Raw genomic sequence first — 22979 nt, forward strand, 5'->3', positions numbered from 1 at the left:
GTTCTTACATTTCTGGGACGGGGACGCCCGGCAGTGCCTTCGAGGTGCGGATCGTCAGCGACGTCTTCACATGCTCGACATTGGGCGCGGTGGTAAGCTGAGTCGTCAGGATCTGCTGGAAGCTCTGCAGGTCCGGGGCGACGATCTTTAGGATGAAGTCGATCTCGCCATTGAGCATGTGGCATTCGCGGACTTCGGGAATGTCGGCCACCAGTTGCTCGAACGCGCGCAGGTCGCTCTCCGCCTGGCTCTTCAGGCTGACCATCGCGAACACGGTAAGGTTATAGCCGAGCGCGGCGGGATCCAGCGCGGCATGATAGCCGCTGATCGCGCCTTGCTGCTCGAGCGCACGCACGCGGCGCAGGCAGGGCGGCGCAGTCAAGCCGACGCGCTCCGCCAGCTCGACATTGGTCATCCGGCCATTATCTTGGAGCAGCCCGAGGATCCGCACGTCGATTTCGTCGAATCGCATGAGGTCGTCACTTTCGTTGTGGATTCGTTGCATGATTGGGTTGCTAGACTATAAGATAATTTCAACGCAACGCAATTGTCCCACAATGCGACGTGCCGAAATGGCATGTTTCGAGCGACGCCTTTGAACGTTAATAAATATTGAAGACGCGCTTCCGCGTCGTTGGGACAATGGCTGGCGCGTGCGCTTCGACGATACCCTGGAGACGGTTCTCGCCGCCGATCTGACCACGCCCTATGGCGTGCATTCGGCATGGCGGCAACTCGTCGACCTGATCGGCCGCCGCCGGGTTCCGCCTGCCACGCGCGCGATGGCGACGCTGCGTGCGATCCGGGGGGACGTGCCCCCGCCGGTCCGTGCCGCCAGCGCCCGCGCGCTCGAATTCGCCAACCCGCCTGCGCCGCTGGTGCGGCTGTTTGCGCAGGACAACATCTCGATCGCGGTCCCGGTGCTGCGTAGCGCGCAGCTCACATCGTCGGAATGGATCCAGCTGCTTCCCGACCTTGCCCCCGCCGCGCGCAGCGTGCTGCGCAACCGCCGCGACCTAGGTCCGCCGGTGCAGCGTGCGCTCGAAAGCTTTGGCTCGGTCGATTTCGTCCTGCCTGACGGCGTGGCCGAACGCGGCGAAGCGTTGACGGAAGTTGTGGATAGATCCGCCGGATCGATTGCGGAACCGTCCCCCGACGCGCACAACCCCGACATGGACCATAGCGACAGGATCACTGCGGCGGCGCAGCCGGTCGCGCCGCCTGCCGAGGGCGATGGTCCGTTCGAGATCGCCGAAGTCGTCGCCCGGATCGATGCGTTCTGGCGACATCGCGAGGAGACCGGGCCAATCGTCCCGTCCGCGCCGCCGCCCGCGGAGGAATTCCGCTTCGAAACCGACGAGAAGGGCATGATCCGCTGGGTGGATGGCGTCAGCCGCGCGCCGGTGATCGGGCTTTCGCTGGACCTGAGCGGGGTGACCGACGGCTCGCAGGTCGATGGCGTCGCCGCCGGCGCGTTTCGCCGCCGCGCCGGCTTCTCGACTGCGCGGATGATGATAGAGGGCAATTCGGACGCCGCGGGCGACTGGCTGATCTCGGCGGTGCCGGTATTCGATCCGGCCAATGGCCGATTCACCGGCTATCGCGGCACGGCGCGGCGCCCACGCACCGACGAGCGCGCCGAGCCGATGCGTGCGCCGACCGGCTCGCCGGCCGAATCGCTGCGCCAGCTGGTCCACGAACTGCGCACGCCGACCAATGCGATCGCCGGTTTCGCCGAGATGATTGAGACGCAGATGCTCGGCCCGGTCTCCGACGTCTATCGCCAGCGCGCGAACGTAATCCGAAGCGAGGCGCGAGAATTGCTGGGCGCGATCGACGATCTCGACCTCGCCGCCCGGATCGAGAGCGACGCGCTCGCGCTGACGCCGGGGCAGGTGGCGCTGCGCCCGCTGCTCGTCACGATCAGCGACGATCTTGCGCAGTTGCTCGAGCTTCGCGGCTCGATGATCGCGCTGCCCGCCGAAGACATCACCGTCACCGGCGATCGCCGCGCAGTGGAACGGCTGCTTTCGCGGCTGATGGCGACTTTGGTCTCGGCCAGCGGCCTCGGCGAGCGGATCGGCGTCAACATGGTGACCGAGAGCGAGCGGCGCGTAGCCGTCTCGATCGACCGGCCCAAGGCGCTGGCGGACTATCCGGGCGATTCGGTGCTCGGCATCGATGATGAGCGTGAGGATTCTACGCTGCTCGGCACCGGCTTCGCGCTGCGGCTGTCGCGCAATCTCGCCCGCGAGCTGGGGGGCAGCCTGGTGATCGGGCCCGCGACCTTGACTTTGCGGCTTCCCGCCGCCGTAACCAGCCAGGTGGGACAGGCGATCTGAGCTGAGGGTGGGGGACCCGGTTACCGGCAGCGGCTATCGCCCGCCTGCGCCCGTGCCCGCCGCGCGCGTGCAATGGCCCGACAGCTTCCGCACGCGCTTCACGATCTTCGTCGATACCGAAGAGGAATTCGACTGGGGCGCTCCGTTCCGCCGCGACGCACGCGGCACCAGCCATATGGCGGCGATGCCCGACGCGCATGCCCGCTTCGCCGCGCACGGCGTCCCGCTCACCTGGCTGGTCGATCACCCGATCGCGACTTGCCCGCGCTCGATCGAGATATTGGGCAGCCTGATGGACGATGGCCGTTCCGCGATCGGCACCCAGCTCCACCCCTGGGTCAACCCGCCATTCGATGAGGAGCTCTGCGTTCGCAACAGCTTCACCGGCAACCTGCCTGCCGGGCTGGAAGAGCGAAAGCTTGCCGTGCTGACCGATGCGATTGCTGCGGCGTTCGGCGCGCGACCGCTGGTCTATCGCGCCGGGCGGTACGGCATCGGTCCCAATACGCTCGGCACGTTGGCGCGGCTCGGCTATCGCGCCGATACTTCGATGCGATCGGGCTATGACTATTCCGGCGAAGGCGGTCCCGATTTCGCCGCCATCCCCAATCACGCCTTCCACACCGGGCCCGCGGATTCGATCGTCGAGCTGCCGCTGACCACCATCTTCACCGGGGTGCTCCGCCGCGGAGGTGCCGGCCTTCACGCCCGGCTTGGACGGGTGCCACGCGGCCGCGGCGTGGCGTCCCGGCTCAAGCTGCTCTCGCGCGTCGCGCTCACGCCGGAGGACATGCCGCTCGAAGAAGCGCTCGAAGCGGTGCGCGTCGCGGTAGGAGAGGGGCTGCGGCTGCTCAATTTCAGTTTCCACTCGCCCTCGGTCGAGCCTGGCCACACGCCCTATGTCCGCGACGCGGCGGACCTGGCGGCGTTCTGGCGCTGGTGGGACGCGATGTTCGCGCTGCTGGTGCAGCTCGACGTGGCGCCGGCGTCGCTCGCCGAGATCCTCGACGCGGCTTGCAGCACGCCCCCAACCTCCGCTACTGCCCCGGGCGCTGGGGGCCTGTAGCTCAACGGTTAGAGCTGGCCGCTCATAACGGCTAGGTTGCGGGTTCGAGTCCTGCCGGGCCCACCAGCGGCAATCCCCGGATAGTTTGCGACGCGCCTTGTGCGTCGGGCCGGGAGGCTCTAAGCGGCCCATCGTCGGGGAGTGGCGCAGTCCGGTAGCGCGCCTGCTTTGGGAGCAGGATGTCGCAGGTTCGAATCCTGTCTCCCCGACCATTCCCATTGCGCGGAGCGTCGCTGCGTGAAACGCCGGATCGCCTATCGTCTGTACCTTCTCACCTTGCGTGGAGAATCGCAGACGTTCGTCAAGATCCGGCGCGTGCTGTTGAACGTAATGCTGGGGAAGCGGCATATCGGCCTCAACGTTTTCCCCGACGTGTTTCTCGAAGATGTTGATGGTCTTGAGCTTGGCGACAACGTCTCGATCAACCGGAGCTGCAACATCTCCTGCTCGGGCGGCATCACCATCGGCGATGACGTTTCGATCGCACATGGCGTTTCGATCCTGACGACCGAACATGGCTTCGACGATCCGGATGTGCCGATCAAGCGCCAGCCTGTGTCCCGCCATCCGGTCGTGATCGAGTCCGATGTCTGGATCGGTGCCAAGGCCACGGTCCTTGCGGGGGTCCGCATCGGGAAGGGGTCTATTGTCGCGGCGGGTGCAGTGGTCACGAAGGACGTTCCGGCAAACAGCATCGTCGGCGGCATTCCGGCGCGGGTGATGAAACAGGTTCGCCCGGGCTCTGGAAACCCTGGTGTCAGCCAGCCAGGTCAGCGGGCCGAATAAGGGCTATTTTGCCCATTCGACGGATTTCCCAAAACTCTTGGCCATTCAGTCTGGGTCGCTCTCCACCGGCGGCGCAGCCGGGAACTCGTCGGGCACGCCGTTGAGTGCGCGGGCGAGCTGGTCACGGTCGAGCGCGCCTTCCCAGCGGGCTACCACGATCGTCGCGACTGCGTTGCCGATGAAGTTGGTCAGGCTGCGGCACTCGCTCATGAACCGGTCGACACCCAGGATCAGCGCCATGCCCGCGATCGGCACCTTGGGCACGATCGCCAGCGTCGCGGCCAGAGTGATGAAGCCCGATCCCGTCACGCCCGCCGCCCCCTTCGAGCTCAGCATCGCCACGCCCAGCAATGCAACCTGCTCGCCCAGCGTCAGCTGGACGCCTGTCGCCTGCGCGATGAACAGCGCCGCCAGCGTCATATAAATGTTGGTGCCGTCGAGGTTGAACGAATAGCCGGTGGGCACGACGACGCCGACGACTTCCTTGTCGCACCCGGCGCGCTCCATCTTCTGGATGAGCGCAGGCAGGGCAGCTTCGGACGAGGAAGTGCCGAGCACCAGCAGCAATTCGGCCTTGAGGTAACGGAGCAGCTTGAGGATCGAGAAGCCGTTGAGCGCCGCGACCGCCCCCAGGATCACCAGCACGAAGATCGCTGCTGTGAGGTAGAAAGTGCCGACCAGCGCGCCGAGGCTGAGCAGGCTGCCAAGCCCGTATTTGCCGATGGTAAACGCCATCGCCCCGAACGCGCCCACCGGTGCCGCCCACATCACTATCGTCACCAGCCGGAAAACCACAAGCGCGATACGCTCGAGCATGTCGGTCACCGGGCGTGCAGGCTCGCCGACCAGCGTCAGCGACACGCCGAACAGCACCGCTACGAACAGCACCTGCAGGATCGAGCCGCTGGTGAAGGCCGAGACCAAGGTGGTGGGGATCACCGAGAGCAGGAAGCCGGTAACCGTCGTCTCGTGTGCCTTCTCCTCGAAGCCGTGGACGGCCGCGGCGTTGAGCGTCGTCGGATCGATATTCATCCCGGCGCCCGGCTGGACCAGGTTCGCGACGATGAGGCCGACGATCAGCGCCAGCGTCGAGAAGAACAGGAAATAGGCGAATGCCTTGAGTACGACGCGGCCGAGTGCGGCGAGCTGGCGCGATCCGGCGATGCCGGTCACCACGGTGAGGAAGATCACCGGCGGGATGATCATCTTGACCAGGCTGATGAAGCCGTCGCCAAGGGGCTGCAGGCTCGCGCCGAATACCGGGAACAGTGCACCCACGGTCACGCCGGCGATGATGCCGATCAACACCCAGAAATAGAGCAGGCGCCAGAATGGCTGCTTGCGCCCATCGCTCGCCAGGACCGGCCCCATTCTCATCCCTCCATCGTCGCGCCGTTTCTACGCCGGTCGCGATCGTCCCCCAAACGGAAAAGGGCGCCCCCTTTCGGGAGCGCCCTTTCTAACCTTCAGCCCCCGGTCCCTTGGGACCGGAGAAGAGATCAATGCGCGTTCGCCTCAGCGGCGTCGGCCTTGTTCTCTTCGACTGCAGCTGCGTTCTCGAGGACGTTCTCGACAACTGCGTTGCTGGTGTTGTCAGCAGCTTCTTCGTAGATCGCTGCGTTCGCCTCGTGGCTCTCAGCAACGTTCTCGGCAGTGGTGTTGGTGGTGCCACCGCTGCAAGCCGCGAGCGACATCAGGCCGGCGGTCGCAGCAACAATGAGGATCTTCTTCATGTGGGTTTGCTCCTGTGGAACATTAAACGTTTCGCACCCGGCCCGAATGCCCGACGCGAAACGCTGGAATAGCGGTCGTTGCGCTTGCGTCAATCGCAAATGTGCCGCGTCGCAAAATTTCTGCCATTTTTTTGCCTGAATTCGGACATGCGAGCGCCGCGGGTCAGGGAGCAACCGGCCCGATCGCCTCAGGCGCGTTGGCAGTAACCGCCAGCATCGTCGTCCACGCCGCCACATTCTGGCGTAGCTGGACCGGATCGACCTTGTCGAGCGTGTCGTCCGGAGTGTGGTGGTAGTCGAAATAGCGCAATCCCGATTGCGCCAGATCAATCCCGGACGCGCCGGCGCGGATCACCGCCGCGACATCGGCGCCGCCGGTAGCCGGATCGCCGCCGCGGCCAACGCCGATCGGGGCGAGTGCCGCCGCCAGCCGATCGACGACTGGCTTGCCGCTTGCAGGCAGGGTCGCGTCGAACTTCCAGATCCGGTCGGCGCCGAAATCCGATTCGGAGGCGAGGACGTGGCGCTCGCCCTTATGTGCTTCGAAATACGCCTTGCCGCCGAATACGCCGGGCTCCTCGGCGCCGGCCCAGAGCACCCGGATCGTGCGGCGCGGCTGGCCGGCGTCCATGATCCGCTTCGCTGCGGCGGTGACGATGCCGCAACCCGATGCGTCGTCGATTGCGCCGGTGGCGAGGTCCCAGCTGTCGAGATGACAGGCGACCAGGATGATGCCCGCGCTCGGATCGCTGCCCGGCACTTCGGCGATGACATTGCCCGATACGCCTTCGCCCTTGAATTGCGGCGTGATCAGCAGCTTGAGCCGCACCGGCCCGCGCTTGAGCAGCCGCCCGAGCTGTTCGGCGTCGGGCAGCGCGAGTGCCGCGGCGGGGATCGGCTTGACGCCCGCGGCCCAGTTGGTGCCGCCGGTGTGCGGGTTGCGATGATAGTCGGTGCCGATCGAGCGGATCAGCGTCGCGACTGCGCCCTTGCTCGCGGCGACGCTTGGCCCGGTGCGCCGGGCAGCGCCGAACACGCCATAGCTCGATCCGTCCTGAGTCACCGTCATCGCATGGTCGATGAACGCGATCTTGCCGTTTAGGCTGTCCGCAGGTGCCGCCTGGAGTTCGGCGAAGCTGGCGAAATATACGACCTCCGCTTCGATGCCCTTCGCCCCGGTCGATCCCGAATTGCCGAGCGCGGCCAGCGTGAGCTTTTGCGCCATCGGCCCAACGACTTCGGCCTTTTCATCGCCGCGGACCCACACCGGCATCTTGAACGGCTCGTTGCGGACGTTGCGGAAGCCGAGTGCGGTCAGCTTGGCGATCGCCCATTTGCGTGCGCGCGCCTCGTCTTCGGTCGCGGCCAGCCGCGCGCCGATCTCGGTGGTCAGCCCTTCGGTGATCTCCCAGGCGAGGTCGTCCTGGAGCGCCGCGTCGCGCAGCGCCGCCACGTCGGGCGCGGTCTGGGCCAGCGAGGGGAGGGGCAGGGCGAGCGCGGCGGCCGCCGCGAGCAGGATGCGCTTGGTCATGGGCGGAGGTGCTAGCCATACCCATATCGTTTGCCAATGCGTCTAGTCGCTTTGGGAGCGTCTCAGCGCCTCGGCTTCTTCCATCTTCTTGCGCAGGCTGAGCGGCCGCATGTCGGTCCATACTTCCTGGATCCACGCGAGCACCTCGGCCTTGCTGCCCGACTTGCCGGCGGCGCTCCAGCCGACCGGCAACTCGCGTTCCTCGGGCCAAATCGAATATTGTTCTTCGGAGTTCACCACCGCGAGGTAGATGGTGGTATCCTCTGGCTCGTCCCGGGACATGGCATGCTCCTTCGCTACGGTTGGATAGCATCGTGCCGGGCGCCGGCCATCTTGTCGATCCGACCAGGCGTTTCGGTCGCTGACCAGCCGCCGCGTTGCCAAGCGGGCGGCTGATCGCTACATGCGCGCCCAACTTTCCTGCACTTCAGATACCCATCGGAGACCCTATCGTGGCCGCCCAATACGCCTTCGTCATGAAGGACATGACCAAGACCTTCCCCGGCGCCCCCAAGCCGGTGCTGTCGAACATCAACCTGCAATTCTATCAGGGCGCCAAGATCGGCATCGTCGGGCCCAACGGCGCCGGCAAATCGACGCTGATGAAGATCATGGCGGGCGTCGACAAGGATTTCACGGGCGAGGCATGGCCCGGCGAGTACATCACCGTCGGCTATCTCGAGCAGGAGCCCCAGCTCGACCCGACCAAGAATGTTCTCGAGAACGTCAAGGAAGGCGCCCGCGCCACCGCCGACCTCGTCGACCGCTTCAACGCGATCTCGGCCGAGATGGGCGATCCCAAGGACGACACCGATTTCGACGCGCTGATGGAGGAGATGGGCGATCTCCAGGCCAAGATCGACGCGGTCGACGGCTGGACGCTCGACAACCAGCTCGAAGTCGCGATGGAAGCGCTGCGCTGTCCGCCGTCGGACTGGCCGGTCGAGAACCTCTCGGGCGGTGAGAAGCGCCGCATCGCGCTCACCCGGCTGCTGATCCAGAAGCCGTCGATCCTGCTGCTCGACGAACCGACCAACCACCTCGACGCCGAGAGCGTCCAGTGGCTCGAGAATCACCTCAAGGAATATGCCGGCGCGGTGCTGATGATCACCCACGATCGCTATTTCCTCGATAACGTCGTCGGCTGGATCCTCGAAATCGATCGCGGCAAATATTTCCCGTACGAGGGCAATTACTCGACCTATCTCGAGAAGAAGTCGAAGCGCCTCGAGCAGGAGGAGCGCGAGGAATCGAGCCGCCAGACCGCCATCAAGAACGAGCTGGAATGGATTCGCCAAGGCGCCAAGGCGCGCCAGACCAAGTCCAAGGCGCGTATCGCCAAGTTCGAGCAGCTGGTTGAAACGCAGAAGAATCGCAAGCCGAGCGGCGCCCAGATCGTCATTCAGGTGCCCGAGCGCCTTGGCGGCAAGGTCATCGAAGTCGAGAACATCTCCAAGGCGTACGGCGACAAGCTCCTCTTCGAGAACCTGTCGTTCACGCTGCCCGCGGGCGGCATCGTCGGCGTGATCGGCCCCAACGGCGCCGGCAAGTCGACGCTGTTCAAGATGATCACCGGTCAGGAAACTCCGGACAGCGGGACGATCGAGATGGGCTCGACCGTCCGCCTCGGCTATGTCGACCAGAGCCGCGATCACCTCGATCCGAAGAAGAACGTCTGGGAGGAAATCTCCGACGGGCTGGATTACATGAAGGTCAACGGCCACGACGCCTCGACCCGCGCCTATGTCGGCGCGTTCAATTTCAAGGGCGCCGACCAGCAGAAGAATGTCGGCAAGCTCTCGGGCGGTGAACGCAACCGCGTCAACATCGCCAAGATGCTCAAGCGCGGCGGTAACGTCCTGCTGCTCGACGAACCGACCAACGATCTCGACGTCGAGACGCTGGGCGCGCTGGAAGAAGCTATCGAGAATTTCGCAGGTTGCGCGGTGGTGATCAGCCACGATCGCTTCTTCCTCGATCGCCTTGCCACCCACATCCTCGCCTTCGAAGGCAACAGCCATGTCGAATGGTTCGAAGGAAACTTCGAATCCTATGAGGAAGACAAGCGCCGCCGCCTCGGCGACGCCGCCGACCGTCCGACCGCGCTGTCGTACAAGAAGCTGACGCGCTGATGCCGATCCGGGTGCCTGCGTTCTGATGGCTCGCAAGGCACCCGGCTTCGGCAACACGCTGGGCCGCTGGCTCGTCGCCGAAGGGCTGGCGTCTGATGCGGAAGGCGCCGGATCACTCGCCGATAGTGTCCGGGTGCGCGCCCTGCTGATTGCGGCTGCGCGCGAACGGCGCGCCGTCAGCTACTCCGAGCTGTTAAGCGGGCTGGGCCACCGCTTCACCCGTCCCAAGATGCGCGCGGTATGCAAGACGCTCGACGCAATAGATGCGGCTGCGGCGATTGTGGAAGAGCCGGAACTGGCAGTTCTGGTCGTCCGCGAGACCGATCGGCTTCCGGGACAGGGCTGGTGGGTGGGTGCGCGCGATGCCCATGGCTACACCGGCGAATGGAGCGGGCCGGAAGCTGCTGCGCTGGTTGCGCGATTGCAGGCGCAGGCGTTCGATCATTGGCAGGCCAAGGAGTGGCGGGACTAGTGCACAGCGGGAGACGCGCGCAATGCGCGCCTCCTGCCCCAGGTCAGGCCGTTCGTGTCCGCGCCGCATCCACGCTCCACGGCCCTGCGCCTGCCGCGGCCAGATAAAGGAAGATGAAGGCATAGAGCAGGATCGCCTCACCGCCATTGACCGAGGGGTAGAAGCCGTTCGGGGCGTGCACCATGAAATAACCGACCGCGGACATGCCCGAGGCGATGAACGCCACCGGTCGCGTGAACAGTCCGATCACCAGCAGCGCACCGCCGATCAGTTCGATCGCGCCAGCGGCCTGGAGCAGCGGCGTCAGCGGCATCGGAAACGGCGGCAAACTGAAGAATTTCGACGTGCCGTGGTGCAGGAAGGCGAGACCCGCGACGATGCGGAGCACGCTGAGCAACGGACCGGACCAGCTTGCGGGAATGGGCATGCGTTCCTCCTGTTCACGCGCGTGATCGCGCCGTTTCGAAGGTGGAACCTTTCATGCCCCGGCCGGGGAATCAACTGGTGGTCGCGAAACCCTGTGTTTCCCGCATCAGGCGGTGAAGCGTTTGGTGAAGCCCTTGGCCTGTTTTTCGCCCTCAGCGGAGAATGCCTCGACATGCTCGACCCGCGCGAGCGGCGAGCCTTCATGGCATCCCTCGACCAGCTTCGCGACGGTCTCGTCTTCGCCTGAGACGAGTATCTCGACCCGGCCGTCCTTCACGTTGCGCACCCAGCCGGTCAGGCCGCTGCGCTGTGCCGTGCGCACCACCCAGTCGCGAAAGCCGACGCCTTGGACGCGGCCGGAAACCAATATGCGCTGTGTGACCATAATCCCCACGCTTACCCGGACCCGAACGCGGGCCCCCGTCGCCTGTCTAGCACGGCGCGTCTAAAGGCGAGCGGCACAGCGATTCGATTCGCCGTATCCGGGGCACGATTCAGGGGTAGGTTACGGCAATTACTTCATATTCACGTTCGCCACCGGGCAAGGTGACGCGGCGAAGGTCGCCGATCGCCGCACCGCGCAGCGCGCGCGAAAGCGGGGCGTTCCAGCCGATCAGTCCCTTGCCGGCATCGGTCTCGTCATCGCCGACCAGCGTTAGCACGCGGTGATTGTCGTCCTCGTCGGCGATCGTCACGGTCGCGCCGAAGAACACCCGGCTGCGATCTTCTTGGGCCGATGGATCGACCACCTTGGCAGCCTTCATCCGCTTGGAGAGCCAGCCCAGCCGCCGGTCGATCTCGCGCAGCCGTTTGCGGCCGTAGATGTAATCGCCGTTCTCCGAACGGTCGCCATTGCCCGCTGCCCAGGCGATCGTCTCGACCAGCTTGGGCCGTTCGCCGCCGAACAGCGCGTCATATTCGGCCTTGAGGGCGGAATAGCCCGCGGGGGTGATGTAGTTGGGGCGGTCCATTGTGCTGGAGTACCGCCCCTCCGCACTGTCGTCACCCCGGCCGGTTCTTCCCCAGATACCAGCTCATGTTCGCCGGCCCGCGCGAGCGCGCGAATTGCGGATTCATCAGATCGTAGACCACCGCATTCTCCAGCACGCGCTGGACATAATTCTTGGTCTCGAAAATCGGGATCTGCTCGATCCATTTGAGCATGTCGCCGCCCGGCAGCCGCGGATCGCCATTTGCGCGGATCCACTTGTTCACATTGCCCGGCCCGGCATTGTACGCCGCCACCGCGAGCGGATAGCTGCCGTAGATGTTGAATACGCGCTGGAAATAGCTCGAGCCCAGCTGAATATTATAGTCGGTGTCGGTGGTCAGCGATTCCCGGTTGTAGCTCAGCCCCAGCTTGCCCGCGGTCTCCGCGGCGGTGCCCGGCATCAACTGCATCAGCCCGCGCGCACCGGCATGACTCACCGCGGCGCGGTCGAACTGGCTCTCCTGCCGCGCGATCGCATGTATCATCGTCCAGTAATCGCGCTGCCCCTCGGGCACCTTTACCGAGGGGAAGCCGGCCGCAGTATAGTCGGACAACCCGTTTTCGAGCGCGCTGCGCCCGACCATGACGCCCAGATCGGGCCGGCCGATCGTCCGGCTGAGCTCGGCGGCGAGGACGTGATCGTTGTCCGTGGTCGCGTCGCGCGCGATCTGGCGGATGAACAATCCTTGCGAAACGCGGTCGCCCATCGTGCCGAGCAGTTGCACCGCGCGCACCGTCTCGCGCCGGTAAAACGCATCGCGTGCCACCGGATCGGCTCTGCGCGTGTCCAGCGGCGGCGGCGCCTTCAGCGAAAGCCCGGTGCGTTCGGCGGCAAGCTGACCGTAATACAGGTCGGAGAAGCCCGCCGCCCGCGTCAGATAGGCTTGCGCCGCGGCCTGGTCGCCCGACGCTTCGGCGGCGCGTCCGGCCCAATACAGGCCTTTGGACTGCGTGGTCGGGGTCTTCGAACCCTTCGAATAGCGTTCGAACATCCCCGTCGCGTCGCGCGGACGGGCGAGGTTGTAATAGGCCGTCGTGCCGGCGAGCCAGGTCAGGCTGGTATAATCGTCGCGCTCGCCCAGCGGCAGTTCGGCGATGACCGTGCTCGGCGGGAAGGCATCGTCGACCTGGCTGGCGATCTGGTACGCGAGGCTGTGCTGCCCGTCGGCCGAGGCACCGCGCGCCGCCATCAGCAGCACTTCGTACCATGCCTCGCCGTCGCCGGGATAAGAGGTCAGCCGTGGCCGTTGCGCGAGATACGACCGCATCGCGGGGCTCTGGCCGGTGTCGCGCAGCCACCGCGCGCGATCGGCGATATAGCCCGGATCGCTGCGGCCGATGTCCATTACGTTCGCGCCCTTGAGCGCGGCGTCGATGGCCTTGGTGCGAAAGGCGATCCGCGCCTCGAAAATCGGGCGCTTGCTCGGCGAGACGAATGCCAGCTGGCGTTGCGCGACGCTGGTAGAACCCTTCCACAGCAGCATGTCCACGCGCGCGTCGTGATCCGCTGGGGACAGTGCCGACAGGAAACTACCCAGCAGCTTGCTCTCGTCGGAGGTGCGCAGCGTGCCCGCGCGCCACGCTTTCCGCGCCTGCTCGTCGGCATCGCCGCGCCTGCCCGACGCGGCCAGCGCCTCGGCGTAGCGGAGATGCCCGGCGGGGGTCAGCGGTGCGAAGCGCTCGAAGAAGCGCACCACCAGCCCGGGCGCGAAGCTGCCGCTGTCGAGCGAGGTCTCCGCCGCCGCGCGCCGGCTCGTCTCGCCGGGCCAGCCGGGATGCGCGAGCATGAAATTGGCATAGTCGGAAAACGGCCAGTTGTCGGACTGTTGCAGCCGCTTCCACTCGGTCAGCGCGTAGGAGACCGGATCTCCTTGCGCATAAGCCGGCTGGACCGGCGAGACCGCATTCTGCAGCGCCCCCGTCACCGACCGAAGTTGATCCTGCGTGAGTTGCGTCGAAACCGCGACCCCCGACACGCCAGCGAGCAATACAGCGCTCTTGATAACCGAACCGAGCATGCTGGACATCATACGGACTCGCCGACTATCTGCCAGTCCCGTTCTCGGGAATTGAGGAAGATTTTCACGCCATGTTCTCCGGGTCGATCCCTGCGCTGGTAACGCCGTTCCTTAACGGCAGCTTTGCAGAGCAAGCGTATCGCGACCTTGTTGAATGGCAGATTGCCGAAGGCTCGGCGGCGCTGGTTCCTTGCGGCACCACCGGCGAGGCGGCGACGCTGACCAAGGACGAGCATTTCGAAGTCGTGCGGGTGTGCGCCGATCAGGCGAAGGGCAGGGTGCCCGTGCTCGCCGGTGCCGGGTCGAACGACACCCAGGTAGCGATCGGCAACGTCCACGCCGCCAAGGCTTCGGGCGCGGACGCGGTGCTGATGGTGCCGCCTTATTACAACCGCCCCAGCCAGGAAGGCATCTTCCGCCACTTCGAGGCAGTCGCGAACGCGACCGATCTGCCGATCGTCCTCTATAACGTCCCCGGCCGCACCGTGACCGACATCCATTCCGCGACGATGGCGCGGATCGCCAAGGCGTTTCCGGACCGCTTCCTCGGCGTCAAGGACGCCACCGGGCAACTTGGGCGGGTCTCCGAGCAGCGCGCCGGCTGCGGCGCCGATTTCATCCAGCTTTCGGGCAATGACGAGACAGCGCTCGCGTTCAACGCGATGGGCGGCACCGGTTGCATCTCGGTCAGCGCCAATGTCGCGCCGCGGCTGTGCGCCGAGTTCCAGGCCGCCTGGGCCGCCGGTGACAATGCTCGCGCGCTCGAGCTCCACGACCTGCTCTATCCGCTCCACCTCGCGATGTTTACCGATGCCTCGCCTGGCCCGGTGAAGTATGCTCTCGGCAAGGTTCGCCCGGGTTTCCCCGGCGAACTGCGCCTGCCGATGACCGAAGCCTCCGAGGCGAGCCGCACCGCGGTCGACGCCGCATTGGCGCATGCCGGGCTGATCTGATCGCGGGCTTTTCTGTCACGTAACATTGCTTGCAAATTCTGCATCTTGCTGTGCGTCAACAGCAATGTTTTGTCACAATCCGATCACAATCGGGGCCTAGCCGCCCGCTCAGGGAACACAGCCCTTTTCGCGAACGCCAGCCCGTCATGCGCCCTGAGCGCCTGGCGACGGCTGCGTGCGTCGACGAAATCAAGAACAAGATTGGGGAATTGATGAAAACCGTATTTGCCCGCCGCGCCCTTCGTTCGGGGGCGGCCGTCGTCGCGCTTCTCTATGCCGGCGCCGCTTTCGCGCAAGACACCGACGTCGCCAGCGACACCCAGGCCGAAGCCGGCGACATCGTCGTCACCGCGCAGCGCCGCGAGGAGCGGCTGGTCGACGTGCCGGTGTCGGTCGCGGTGCTCCAGGGCGACTCGCTGCGCGATTTCCAGGCCGCAGGCGACGATACGCTCGCGCTCGCTGGCCGCGTCCCCGGCCTCTATGCCGAGACCACCACGGGCCGCATCTTCCCGCGCTATTACATCCGCGGCCTCGGCAATATCGACTTCTATCTCGGCGCCTCGCAGCCCGTGTCGATCATCCAGGACGACGTCGTGCTCGAGCATGTCGTGCTCAAGTCGAACCCGGTCTATGATCTCGACCGCGTTGAAGTGCTGCGCGGCCCGCAGGGCTCGCTGTTTGGCCGCAACACCACCGCCGGCATCGTCAAGTTCGACACGATCCGCCCGAGCGACACCTTCCAGGGCCGCGCCGCGATGTCGGTCGGCGAATATGGCAGCTCCAACATCGATGCCGGCTTCGGCGGCCCGATCGTCGACGACGTCCTGTCGTTCCGCGTTTCCGGCCTCTACCAGCACCGCGACGACTGGGTCGACAACACCTATACCGGCCCGAGCTTCGACGGCACCCGCGGCAGCTTCAACGCGATGGGCGGCTTCGACGATCGCAACCTACGCCTGCAGCTCCGCTTCACCCCCACCGACCGGCTGACATTCGACCTTTCCGGCCATGGCCGCTGGTACAAGGGCACCTCGACCCTCTTCCACCGCGGCGCACTGGTGAAGGGCTCGAACAGCGTTGAGAACGAGCCGCGTGATCGCGTTTCGTATGACGAGGCGATGGACAATCCGCAGGCCTATGACACCTACGGGACGTCGCTGCGCGCCAGCTACGATCTGGGCGGCGCGGTGCTGACTTCGATCTCGGCATGGGAAACCACCAAGGGCTTCAGCCGCGGCGACACCGATGGCGGCGCTGCGCCGCTGTTCGCCGGTGCGCCCTTCTATGGCCAGTCGCAGGGCAATGTCCGCGATCTCGACCAGTTTAGCCAGGAGCTGCGCCTCGCCAGCCCGGGCACCGGCCGGTTCAATTGGCAGTTCGGCGGCTATTATTTCGACTCGCGCGACATCACCGATTTCTACCAGCGCCGCGTCTTCCTCACTGCGCCGTTCGATCCCGCCAACGCCAACAGCAACAACCCCAATAACTGGGTGCGGCTGCACAACGTCAACACGTCGTGGGCGGCGTTCGGGCAGCTGAGCTATGAAATCGTCCCGAACCTGACGCTCACCGGCGGTGCGCGCATCACCAACGACAGCAAGTCGACCCGCCTGCTCAAGACCGCCGACACCGGCACCGGCGCAGTGACCTATACCGGCCGCCGCTTCGTCGAGCTCGAGGACACCAAGGAGAGCTGGGACGTAAGCGCGCTCTACAAGCTCAGCGACGATGTCAGCGTCTATGCCCGCGTCGCCAGCGGCTTCCGCGGCCCGACGATCCAGGGCCGCTCGGCAGTGTTCAACTCGGACTTCACCACTGCGGATTCGGAGACGATCCTGTCGTGGGAGGCTGGCGTGAAGGGCACCTTGCTCGACAATCGCGTCCGTTTCGGGCTGAGCGGGTTCTACTACACCGTCGACGACATCCAGCTGAACGCCAATGACGTGAACGGCAACGGCGTGCTGCTCAACGCCGACAAGGCCAAGGCATATGGCGTCGAGGCCGAGCTCGACCTGCACCCTGTCGAGAATTTCGCGCTCTCGCTCGGCGGCAGCTGGCTCCACACCGAGATCGACGATCAGGCTGCCCTGGCGCAGGTCTGTGTACTCGGCGGTATCGTCGTTTGCACCGTCAACGATCCCACCGTGGTGATCCCCGGCCGCGGCACCTTCGCCCGGATCGATGGCAATCGCCTGCCCAATGCGCCCGAGTACAACCTCAACGTCGCCGCGCGCTACGACATTCCCGTTGCGGACGAAGGCAAGTTCTTCGTCTCGACCGACTGGAACCTCCAGGGCTTCACCAGCTTCGTGCTGTACGATACCAAGGAGTTCACTTCGAACGGCAATTTCGAAGGCGGTCTGAAGATCGGCTATGAAGGCAATGGTGGCGAGTGGGAAATTGCGGCGTTCGCCCGCAACATCACCAACCAGAAGAACCTCAAGGGCGTGATCGAGAACTATATGGCCGCAGTGTTCAACGACCCGCGCATTATCGGCGTCTCGTTCAGCACCCGCATGCGCTGACCTCTCTAAGCTCCCTCCCTGCCTGCAGGGAGGGGTTGGAGGTAAGGGGGCGCGTCTGCGCGCCCAACGACTCTTCGAATGCCGGGTAACAAGGCGGCGGACGAGGCATCGAGCCTCGCCGCCGCCAACCACCCCTAACCCCTCCCTTGCAGGTAGGGAATTGGTCCGGCCTTGCGCGCCAGGCCTTTATCTTTCGCGCGCCCGATCCACGGCTTCCCTTCCGCCCGCCGCGCCCCTACATGCCCACCTCCCATGGCCCGTCCCCGTCCCGCTACCTTCGACAAAGTGAAGACCGTCGCCGAGAACCGGCGCGCGCGGTACGAGTATTTCATCGAGACGGTCTACGAGGCGGGGCTTGCTCTCACCGGCACCGAAGTGAAGTCGCTGCGCTTCGGCGAAGGCTCGATCGCCGAGGCCTATGCCGAGGTGAAGGAAAACGGGGTGTGGCTGGTCAATGCCAACATCCCCGAATTCAGCCACGGCAACCGCTATAATCACGAGCCCAAGCGGCCGCGTAAATTGCTCCTTCATGAGCGTGAAATAAACAAGCTTCACGGTGCCGTCGCGCGCGAAGGCATGACGCTCGTCCCGCTTTCCATCTATTTTAATGGAAGAGGGCGCGCAAAGGTCGAGCTGGCGCTCGCGAAGGGCAAGAAGACGCATGACAAGCGCGAGTCGATCAAGGAACGGGATTGGAAGCGGGAGCAAGGCCGCATCCTCCGCGACCGTGGCTGATCGCGGGCTGGGCGCCCGTTTCACTGCCTGGGTCGACCGTAACCTGCCGACCCGCGAGAGCTTCGAATCGAACCGCTGGCTGCGCCCGATCGCGCACCGCATCCTGCACTCCTCGCTGTGGCGGATGACGCGGCGTTCGGTGCCGCGCGGCGTGGCGCTCGGCATGTTCACCGGCATCCTGATCCCGATGGGACAGATCCCGGCGTCGGCCGTGCTCGCGCTGCCGCTACGTGCCAACGTCCCGGCGGCGGCGCTGACGACTTTCTTCACCAATCCGCTCACCACGCCGTTCCTGTTCATCCTGTACTACAAGGTCGGCGGCTGGGTGCTGCACCTCAGCGGCACCAGCCCGGCGGAGGCGAGGACTGCCGTTGCAGACACCGGCTGGCTGCAATGGTTCGCCGCGGATGTCGGGCTTCCCACGGCGGTCGGCATGGCAATCTGCGCCGTGATCGGCGGAATCCTGGGCTATTTCGTCGCGGCGCTCGGCTGGCGGATGTGGATCACGCGAAAGTGGCGCAAGCGCTCAACCGAGCGTGCAGAACGGCAGATTGACGTGGCGTTATAGGCGCTTAAGACGGCGCCTTTCTCTTTTCGAAGGGCCCTCCATGCGTCTTCCGCTCCTCGCCACCACCTTCCTCGCAGCCCCTGCGCTGCTCGCCGGCTGCACCCGCGGCGATACCCCGCCGCCCGAAGCCGTCTCGGCGCAGACCGCCACTGTCTCGCAGGCGGCGGTCGGCCCCGTCGCCCCTGCCATCGCGCTGCGCCCGCAGCTGGGTAATTACGGCTTCGACGAGGCCGGCATGGACAAGTCGATTGCTCCGGGTGACGATTTCTACGGCTTCGCCAACGGCACTTGGGCGCGCACCACGCCGATCCCGGCCGACAAGGCGAACTTCGGCGCGTTCAATGTGATCGACGATCTGTCGAAGCAGCGCACCCAGGAAATCCTCGAAGCGGCGAAAGCCGATCCCAATTCGAAGATCGGCATCGCCTACGCTACCTATCTCGACACCGCGGCCGTTGACGCCAAGGGGCTCGCCCCGATCCAGCCCTGGCTCAACCAGATCAAGGGCGTGAAAGCCAAGTCGGGCCTTGCCGCGCTCTATGCCCAGGCCGACCGCAACGGCGTCCGCCATCTGTTCGGCAGCTATGTCGGCCAGGACGACAAGAACCCCGAAGTCTACGCCCTCAGCCTCGGCCAGGGCGGCCTCGGAATGCCCGATCGCGACTATTATCTGTCGAAGGACGCCAAGCTGGCCGAAGCCAAGGCTGCCTATGAGAAGCACCTCGCCAACGTCCTGACGCTCGCCGGCGAGCCCAATGCTGCCGCCCGCGCCAAGGCGATCGTCGCGTTCGAGACGCGCATCGCGCAGGCGCACTGGACGCGAGTCGAGAGCCGCGACGCCAACAAGACCTACAACAAGATGACCGTGGCCGAGTTGGCGCGGAAGGCGCCGGGCTTCGACTTCAAGGGCTTCTTCACCGGTATCGGCGCCAATGTCGACAGCGTGATCGTCGCCCAGCCCAGCGCGGTCACCGGCATCGCCCGCCAGGTCCGCGGCACCCCGCTCGAAGTCCTCAAGGACCAGCTGCTCGTCCGCAGCCTCGATGGTTTCGCCGATGTGCTGCCTTCGTCGTTCGACAAGGAGCAGTTCGCATTCTTCGGCACCACGCTGTCGGGCACGCCCGAGCAGCAGGTCCGCTGGAAGCGCGCCGTCGAGTTCACCACCGGCGCGGTTTCGGACGAAGTCAGCCAGGCCTATGTCGCGAAGTATTTCCCGCCCGCGACCAAGGCTGCTGCCGACGAACTGGTCAAGAATGTCATCGCGGCGATGGATCGCCGCATCGACCAGCTCGACTGGATGGCGCCCGAGACCAAGGTCAAGGCGCATGCCAAGCTTGCCGCCTTCACCCCCAAGATCGGCTATCCCGATCGCTGGCACGATTATGCGAACCTGCAGATCACTGCGGGCGACGCCTTCGGCAACAATGTCCGCGCCAACAACTGGGCGCATGACGACGAGATATCGAAGCTCGGCAGCCCGATCCGCCGCTGGGAATGGGGCATGACTCCGATGGAAGTGAATGCCTATGCCAATTTCGGCATGGTCGAGATCGTCTTCCCGGCCGCGATTCTGCAACCGCCCTTCTTCGATCCCAATGCCGATCCCGCGGTCAACTACGGTGGCATCGGCGCAGTGATCGGCCATGAGCTCAGCCACCATTTCGATGACCAGGGCGCCAAATATAATGCCGAGGGGCGGCTGACCGACTGGTGGACTCCCGCCGATGTCGCCGCGTTCAAGACGCGCACCGACGCGCTGGTGGCGCAATATGACCAATATGAGCCGCTGCCCGGGCTGAAGGTGAAGGGCGCGCTGACGCTCGGCGAGAATGTCGCCGATCTCGCCGGGCTCACCGTCGCATATGATGCCTATAAGCATTCGCTGGGCGGGCAGGGCGCGCCCGTGCTCGACGGCATGTCGGGCGACCAGCGCTTCTATCTCGGCTGGGCGCAGGTCTGGCGGCGCAATTATCGTGAGGCCAATCTGCGCCAGCGCCTGCTGACGGACCCGCATTCACCGTCGCAGCAGCGCACCTGGGTCGTGCGCAATCTCGATCCCTGGTACTCGGCCTTCGCCCCGGCGCCGGCCAACAAGCTGTTCCTGACTCCCGAGCAGCGCGTCCGCATCTGGTGATTGTCTTTTCCCGCTCCCCTCGGGAGCGGGAAGGGGCCGCGCGCGAAGCGCGTGGGAAGGGTGAGGGCAGCTGTCGATCCTCACCCTTTGCCAGCTTCCGCTCATGCCAATGCGAGAGGGAACAGGCTTGACCCGCCACGCGTCAGCGAACATCGCTAGCCAATGGCGACCTTGCCCAATCCCGCCCCGACGCGCCGGCTGATGCCGCTGCTCGCGGCGACGACTGCCGGGTTGATCGCGGGGGCACTGATCCTGCTCGCGCTCAACGATCGTGCAGTGGCGGTGGGCTTCGTCGCGGCGGGCGTGCTTGCCGCGGGCGTACTGCTCGGCGCTCGGCGATTGCTCCATAGCGAGGAGACCGTCGAAACCGAGACCGATTGGTCCGTCGCCCAGGCACTCGCCGCGGCTTCCGATCATGCGCTCGCCGTCACAGATCGCGCCGGCCGGCTGGTCTGTGCCAATGCCCGCTACGAGACCCTGTTCGCCGGCTGGCCGACTCCGCCCAGCCTGCCGGTCAGCGACACTGCCATCGCCGATCTTGGCGTCGCCGCCCGTGCCGCATGGCGCGACGGCGAGGCGCGGGTAGAGAATATCCAGGTCTTCGGCGCCCCGGTTTCGGCACGCGTCGCGCGCGTCGGTGACGAGTCGCTGGTATGGCGCTTCGTCGGCGTCCAGGCGCTCGATCTCGCCGCCAAGGTCGAAGGGCTGATCCACGGCCATACCGGCGATCGCCTTGCCGGTGCCGGGATCATGGCGGTGATGGTCACCCCGGAGGGCCGCGTACGATCGGCCAACCGGGTGTTCAAGATGCGCGCGATGGGATCGCCCGACGCGCCCGTCGAGGGGCGCGATTTTACGCGCTTCCTGATCACCGACTCGGCCGGACTCGTCCATTTCGAGCGCGAGGGGCTCGATGGTACGCCGCTGCGCGTCCTGCAGATCCCGTTCCTCGATGGCGAGGAGGCGCCGATGCTCGTCGCGCTACTCGACGAGGAGAATCTCAACCTGCCGTCGCCGGCGATCGGCGCGAGCGCCTCGGCGCACGTGCGCTCGCTGATCGCGATGCTGCCCTCGGGACTGGCACTGGTCGATCGCGACGGGCGGTTCGTGAGCATGAACGATGCGTTCGTCCGCGCCGCGCGGATCAACGCCGCCGCCCCGCCGCTCTATCCGATCGATCTCGTCGTGCGCGAGGACAAGGCTGCGCTCGCCGATGCCGTCCGCCGCTTCGCCGGGGGCGCCGCGCAATCTGCCGAGATGACCGTGCGCTTCACCGACGCGCCCGAGGAGCCGGTCGCGCTCACTATCGCTGGCGCGCGCGGTCTGGGCGACGCCGCGGTGCTGATTAGCCTCAAGGATTCGGGCGAGGAGGGCAAGCTCAAGCGACAGATCGCCCAGGCCACCAAGATGCAGGCAGTCGGTCAGCTCGCCGGCGGCGTCGCACATGATTTCAACAACATCCTGACCGCAATCATCGGCCATTGCGACCTGATGCTGATGCGTCATTCGCCTGGCGACAGCGATTATGACGACATCCAGCAGATCCGCGCAAACTCGAACCGCGCCGCGTCGCTGACGCGCCAGTTGCTCGCCTTTTCGCGTCAGCAGACGCTGCGCCCGCAGGTGCTTCAACTCCCTGACGTCATCTCCGAGGTCTCGAACCTGCTCAAGCGCCTGCTCGGCGAGACGGTGAGCCTCGAGGTCAAGCATGGGCGCAATCTGGGACCGGTCCGCGCCGATCCGGGCCAGCTCGAGCAGGTGGTCGTCAACCTCGCGGTCAACGCCCGCGATGCAATGCTCACCGCCAACCCCAATGGCGGCGGCACGCTGACCATCGCGACCGCCTGCGTCGCCGCGGCCGAAGTGCGCCAGATGGACGACGATGTCCTTCCCGTCGGCGACTATACCGCGCTGCGCATCACCGATACCGGCACAGGAATTCCGCCCGATATCCTGGGCAAGATCTGGGAACCGTTCTTCACCACCAAGGAAGTGGGGAAGGGGACCGGGCTCGGCCTCTCGACTGTCTACGGCATCATCAAGCAATCGGGCGGGTTCATCTTCGCCGACAACAATCCCGGCGGCGGCGCCGAGTTCACCATCTATCTGCCGGTGCACAGCGCGCCCGAGGCCGTGGTCGCCAAGACGCCGGTCAAGCCCAAGCAGATCGACCTCTGGGGTTCGGGGACGATCCTGCTCGTGGAGGACGAGGACATGGTCCGCGCCGTCGCCGAGCGCGCGCTGACTCGCCAAGGCTACACCGTTGTCACCGCCGAGAATGGCGAAGTCGCACTCGAAACGCTCGAGACGATGGACAAGCCTGACCTGCTGATCAGCGACGTGGTCATGCCCTTGATGGACGGCCCGACGATGGCGCGCCAGATCCGCGCGCGCTATCCGGACCTGCCGATCCTGTTCATGTCCGGCTATGCCGAAGAGCAGCTGCGAAATTCGATCGACATCGATAATGTCGCCTTCCTGCCCAAACCCTTTTCGGTTCAACAGCTTGCCGAAGCTACCCGCGACGTTCTCGCTGCGAAATAACCTCTTGGCCTCGGCGGGATTTC

At 65.5% G+C, this 22979-nt stretch carries 20 protein-coding genes and 2 tRNA genes; 13 read left to right on the plus strand and 9 right to left on the minus strand.

The genetic code is table 11. From position 1 onward, the window contains the following. Positions 1-4 precede the first annotated feature (4 nt). Positions 5-472 (minus strand): Lrp/AsnC family transcriptional regulator, encoded by a 468-nt coding sequence (locus BXU08_RS03790; protein ID WP_077511976.1) that lies wholly within the window; start codon positions 470-472, stop codon positions 5-7. Positions 473-653: 181 nt separating this feature from the next. Here BXU08_RS03790 and BXU08_RS03795 point away from each other — a divergent pair, with 181 nt between their 5' ends. The 5 genes from BXU08_RS03795 to BXU08_RS03815 all read left to right on the plus strand — a co-directional run bounded on the left by BXU08_RS03795 (position 654) and on the right by BXU08_RS03815 (position 4194). After that, positions 654-2342 carry a HAMP domain-containing sensor histidine kinase gene (locus BXU08_RS03795; RefSeq protein WP_171982412.1) on the plus strand — a complete coding sequence of 563 codons (1689 nt, stop codon included), beginning with the start codon at positions 654-656 and terminating at the stop codon, positions 2340-2342. 7 nt (positions 2343-2349) lie between these two features. Continuing rightward, positions 2350-3408, plus strand: coding sequence for a polysaccharide deacetylase family protein (locus BXU08_RS03800; RefSeq protein WP_077508873.1), 1059 nt, complete (start codon positions 2350-2352; stop codon positions 3406-3408). After that, positions 3399-3474 (plus strand) — tRNA-Ile (locus tag BXU08_RS03805). The genes BXU08_RS03800 and BXU08_RS03805 overlap by 10 nt, the downstream gene beginning before the upstream one ends. Before the next feature lie 69 nt (positions 3475-3543). Further along, positions 3544-3620: transfer RNA gene (locus tag BXU08_RS03810), tRNA-Pro, on the plus strand. A gap of 25 nt (positions 3621-3645) precedes the next feature. Next, the gene (locus BXU08_RS03815) at positions 3646-4194 is read left to right on the plus strand and encodes an acyltransferase (protein ID WP_077508874.1); all 549 of its coding nucleotides are present in this window, start codon (positions 3646-3648) and stop codon (positions 4192-4194) included. Between the two features lie 45 nt (positions 4195-4239). Here the strand turns inward: BXU08_RS03815 and BXU08_RS03820 are convergent, their stop codons facing one another. The 4 genes from BXU08_RS03820 to BXU08_RS03835 all read right to left on the minus strand — a co-directional run bounded on the left by BXU08_RS03820 (position 4240) and on the right by BXU08_RS03835 (position 7740). After that, a complete protein-coding gene (locus BXU08_RS03820; protein WP_253190499.1) occupies positions 4240-5565 on the minus strand; it encodes a dicarboxylate/amino acid:cation symporter in 1326 nt (441 codons plus the stop codon). A 128-nt stretch (positions 5566-5693) separates the two neighbouring features. Continuing rightward, entirely contained in the window at positions 5694-5927 is a 234-nt protein-coding gene (locus BXU08_RS03825; protein ID WP_077508876.1) for a hypothetical protein, read from the minus strand. 163 nt (positions 5928-6090) lie between these two features. Next, positions 6091-7458, minus strand: a complete 1368-nt coding sequence (locus BXU08_RS03830) for a M28 family peptidase (RefSeq protein WP_077508877.1) — start codon at positions 7456-7458, stop codon at positions 6091-6093. A 42-nt stretch (positions 7459-7500) separates the two neighbouring features. Continuing rightward, on the minus strand, positions 7501-7740 hold the full coding sequence (locus tag BXU08_RS03835) for an MbtH family NRPS accessory protein (protein ID WP_077508878.1): 240 nt from the start codon (positions 7738-7740) through the stop codon (positions 7501-7503). Between the two features lie 170 nt (positions 7741-7910). Between BXU08_RS03835 and ettA the strand changes: the two genes are divergently transcribed. Further along, positions 7911-9590 (plus strand): energy-dependent translational throttle protein EttA, encoded by a 1680-nt coding sequence (ettA, locus tag BXU08_RS03840; protein WP_077508879.1) that lies wholly within the window; start codon positions 7911-7913, stop codon positions 9588-9590. Between the two features lie 25 nt (positions 9591-9615). Next, on the plus strand, positions 9616-10062 hold the full coding sequence (locus BXU08_RS03845; protein WP_077508880.1) for a ribose-phosphate pyrophosphokinase: 447 nt from the start codon (positions 9616-9618) through the stop codon (positions 10060-10062). A gap of 43 nt (positions 10063-10105) precedes the next feature. Here BXU08_RS03845 and BXU08_RS03850 read toward each other — a convergent pair whose 3' ends face one another. The 4 genes from BXU08_RS03850 to BXU08_RS03865 form a co-directional block, all read right to left on the minus strand. Beyond that, the gene (locus BXU08_RS03850; protein WP_077508881.1) at positions 10106-10489 is read right to left on the minus strand and encodes a DoxX family protein; all 384 of its coding nucleotides are present in this window, start codon (positions 10487-10489) and stop codon (positions 10106-10108) included. A gap of 105 nt (positions 10490-10594) precedes the next feature. Then, positions 10595-10873 carry an acylphosphatase gene (locus BXU08_RS03855; RefSeq protein ID WP_077508882.1) on the minus strand — a complete coding sequence of 93 codons (279 nt, stop codon included), beginning with the start codon at positions 10871-10873 and terminating at the stop codon, positions 10595-10597. Positions 10874-10982: 109 nt separating this feature from the next. Beyond that, complete coding sequence (gene greB, locus BXU08_RS03860) at positions 10983-11459, minus strand: transcription elongation factor GreB (RefSeq protein ID WP_077508883.1); 477 nt, start codon at positions 11457-11459, stop codon at positions 10983-10985. A gap of 31 nt (positions 11460-11490) precedes the next feature. Continuing rightward, positions 11491-13497, minus strand: a complete 2007-nt coding sequence (locus tag BXU08_RS03865) for a lytic transglycosylase domain-containing protein (protein ID WP_077511980.1) — start codon at positions 13495-13497, stop codon at positions 11491-11493. A gap of 71 nt (positions 13498-13568) precedes the next feature. Between BXU08_RS03865 and dapA the strand changes: the two genes are divergently transcribed. The 6 genes from dapA (at position 13569) to BXU08_RS03895 (ending at position 22956) form a co-directional block, all read left to right on the plus strand. Beyond that, on the plus strand, positions 13569-14450 hold the full coding sequence (gene dapA / locus BXU08_RS03870; protein ID WP_077508884.1) for a 4-hydroxy-tetrahydrodipicolinate synthase: 882 nt from the start codon (positions 13569-13571) through the stop codon (positions 14448-14450). Between the two features lie 212 nt (positions 14451-14662). Continuing rightward, positions 14663-16975: a TonB-dependent receptor gene (locus tag BXU08_RS03875; RefSeq protein WP_150125405.1), complete on the plus strand. Its 2313-nt coding sequence runs from the start codon at positions 14663-14665 to the stop codon at positions 16973-16975. Positions 16976-17227: 252 nt separating this feature from the next. Beyond that, positions 17228-17710 carry an SsrA-binding protein SmpB gene (gene smpB / locus BXU08_RS03880; protein WP_077508886.1) on the plus strand — a complete coding sequence of 161 codons (483 nt, stop codon included), beginning with the start codon at positions 17228-17230 and terminating at the stop codon, positions 17708-17710. Continuing rightward, on the plus strand, positions 17703-18278 hold the full coding sequence (locus BXU08_RS03885; RefSeq protein ID WP_253190500.1) for a DUF2062 domain-containing protein: 576 nt from the start codon (positions 17703-17705) through the stop codon (positions 18276-18278). Before smpB ends, BXU08_RS03885 begins: the two co-directional genes overlap by 8 nt. A gap of 40 nt (positions 18279-18318) precedes the next feature. After that, positions 18319-20412: a M13 family metallopeptidase gene (locus BXU08_RS03890; protein WP_077508888.1), complete on the plus strand. Its 2094-nt coding sequence runs from the start codon at positions 18319-18321 to the stop codon at positions 20410-20412. A gap of 162 nt (positions 20413-20574) precedes the next feature. After that, complete coding sequence (locus BXU08_RS03895; protein WP_077508889.1) at positions 20575-22956, plus strand: response regulator; 2382 nt, start codon at positions 20575-20577, stop codon at positions 22954-22956. Positions 22957-22979: the final 23 nt, after the last annotated feature.

It is taken from the genome of Sphingomonas sp. LM7 (genome assembly GCF_002002925.1).
GTDB lineage: Bacteria > Pseudomonadota > Alphaproteobacteria > Sphingomonadales > Sphingomonadaceae > Sphingomonas.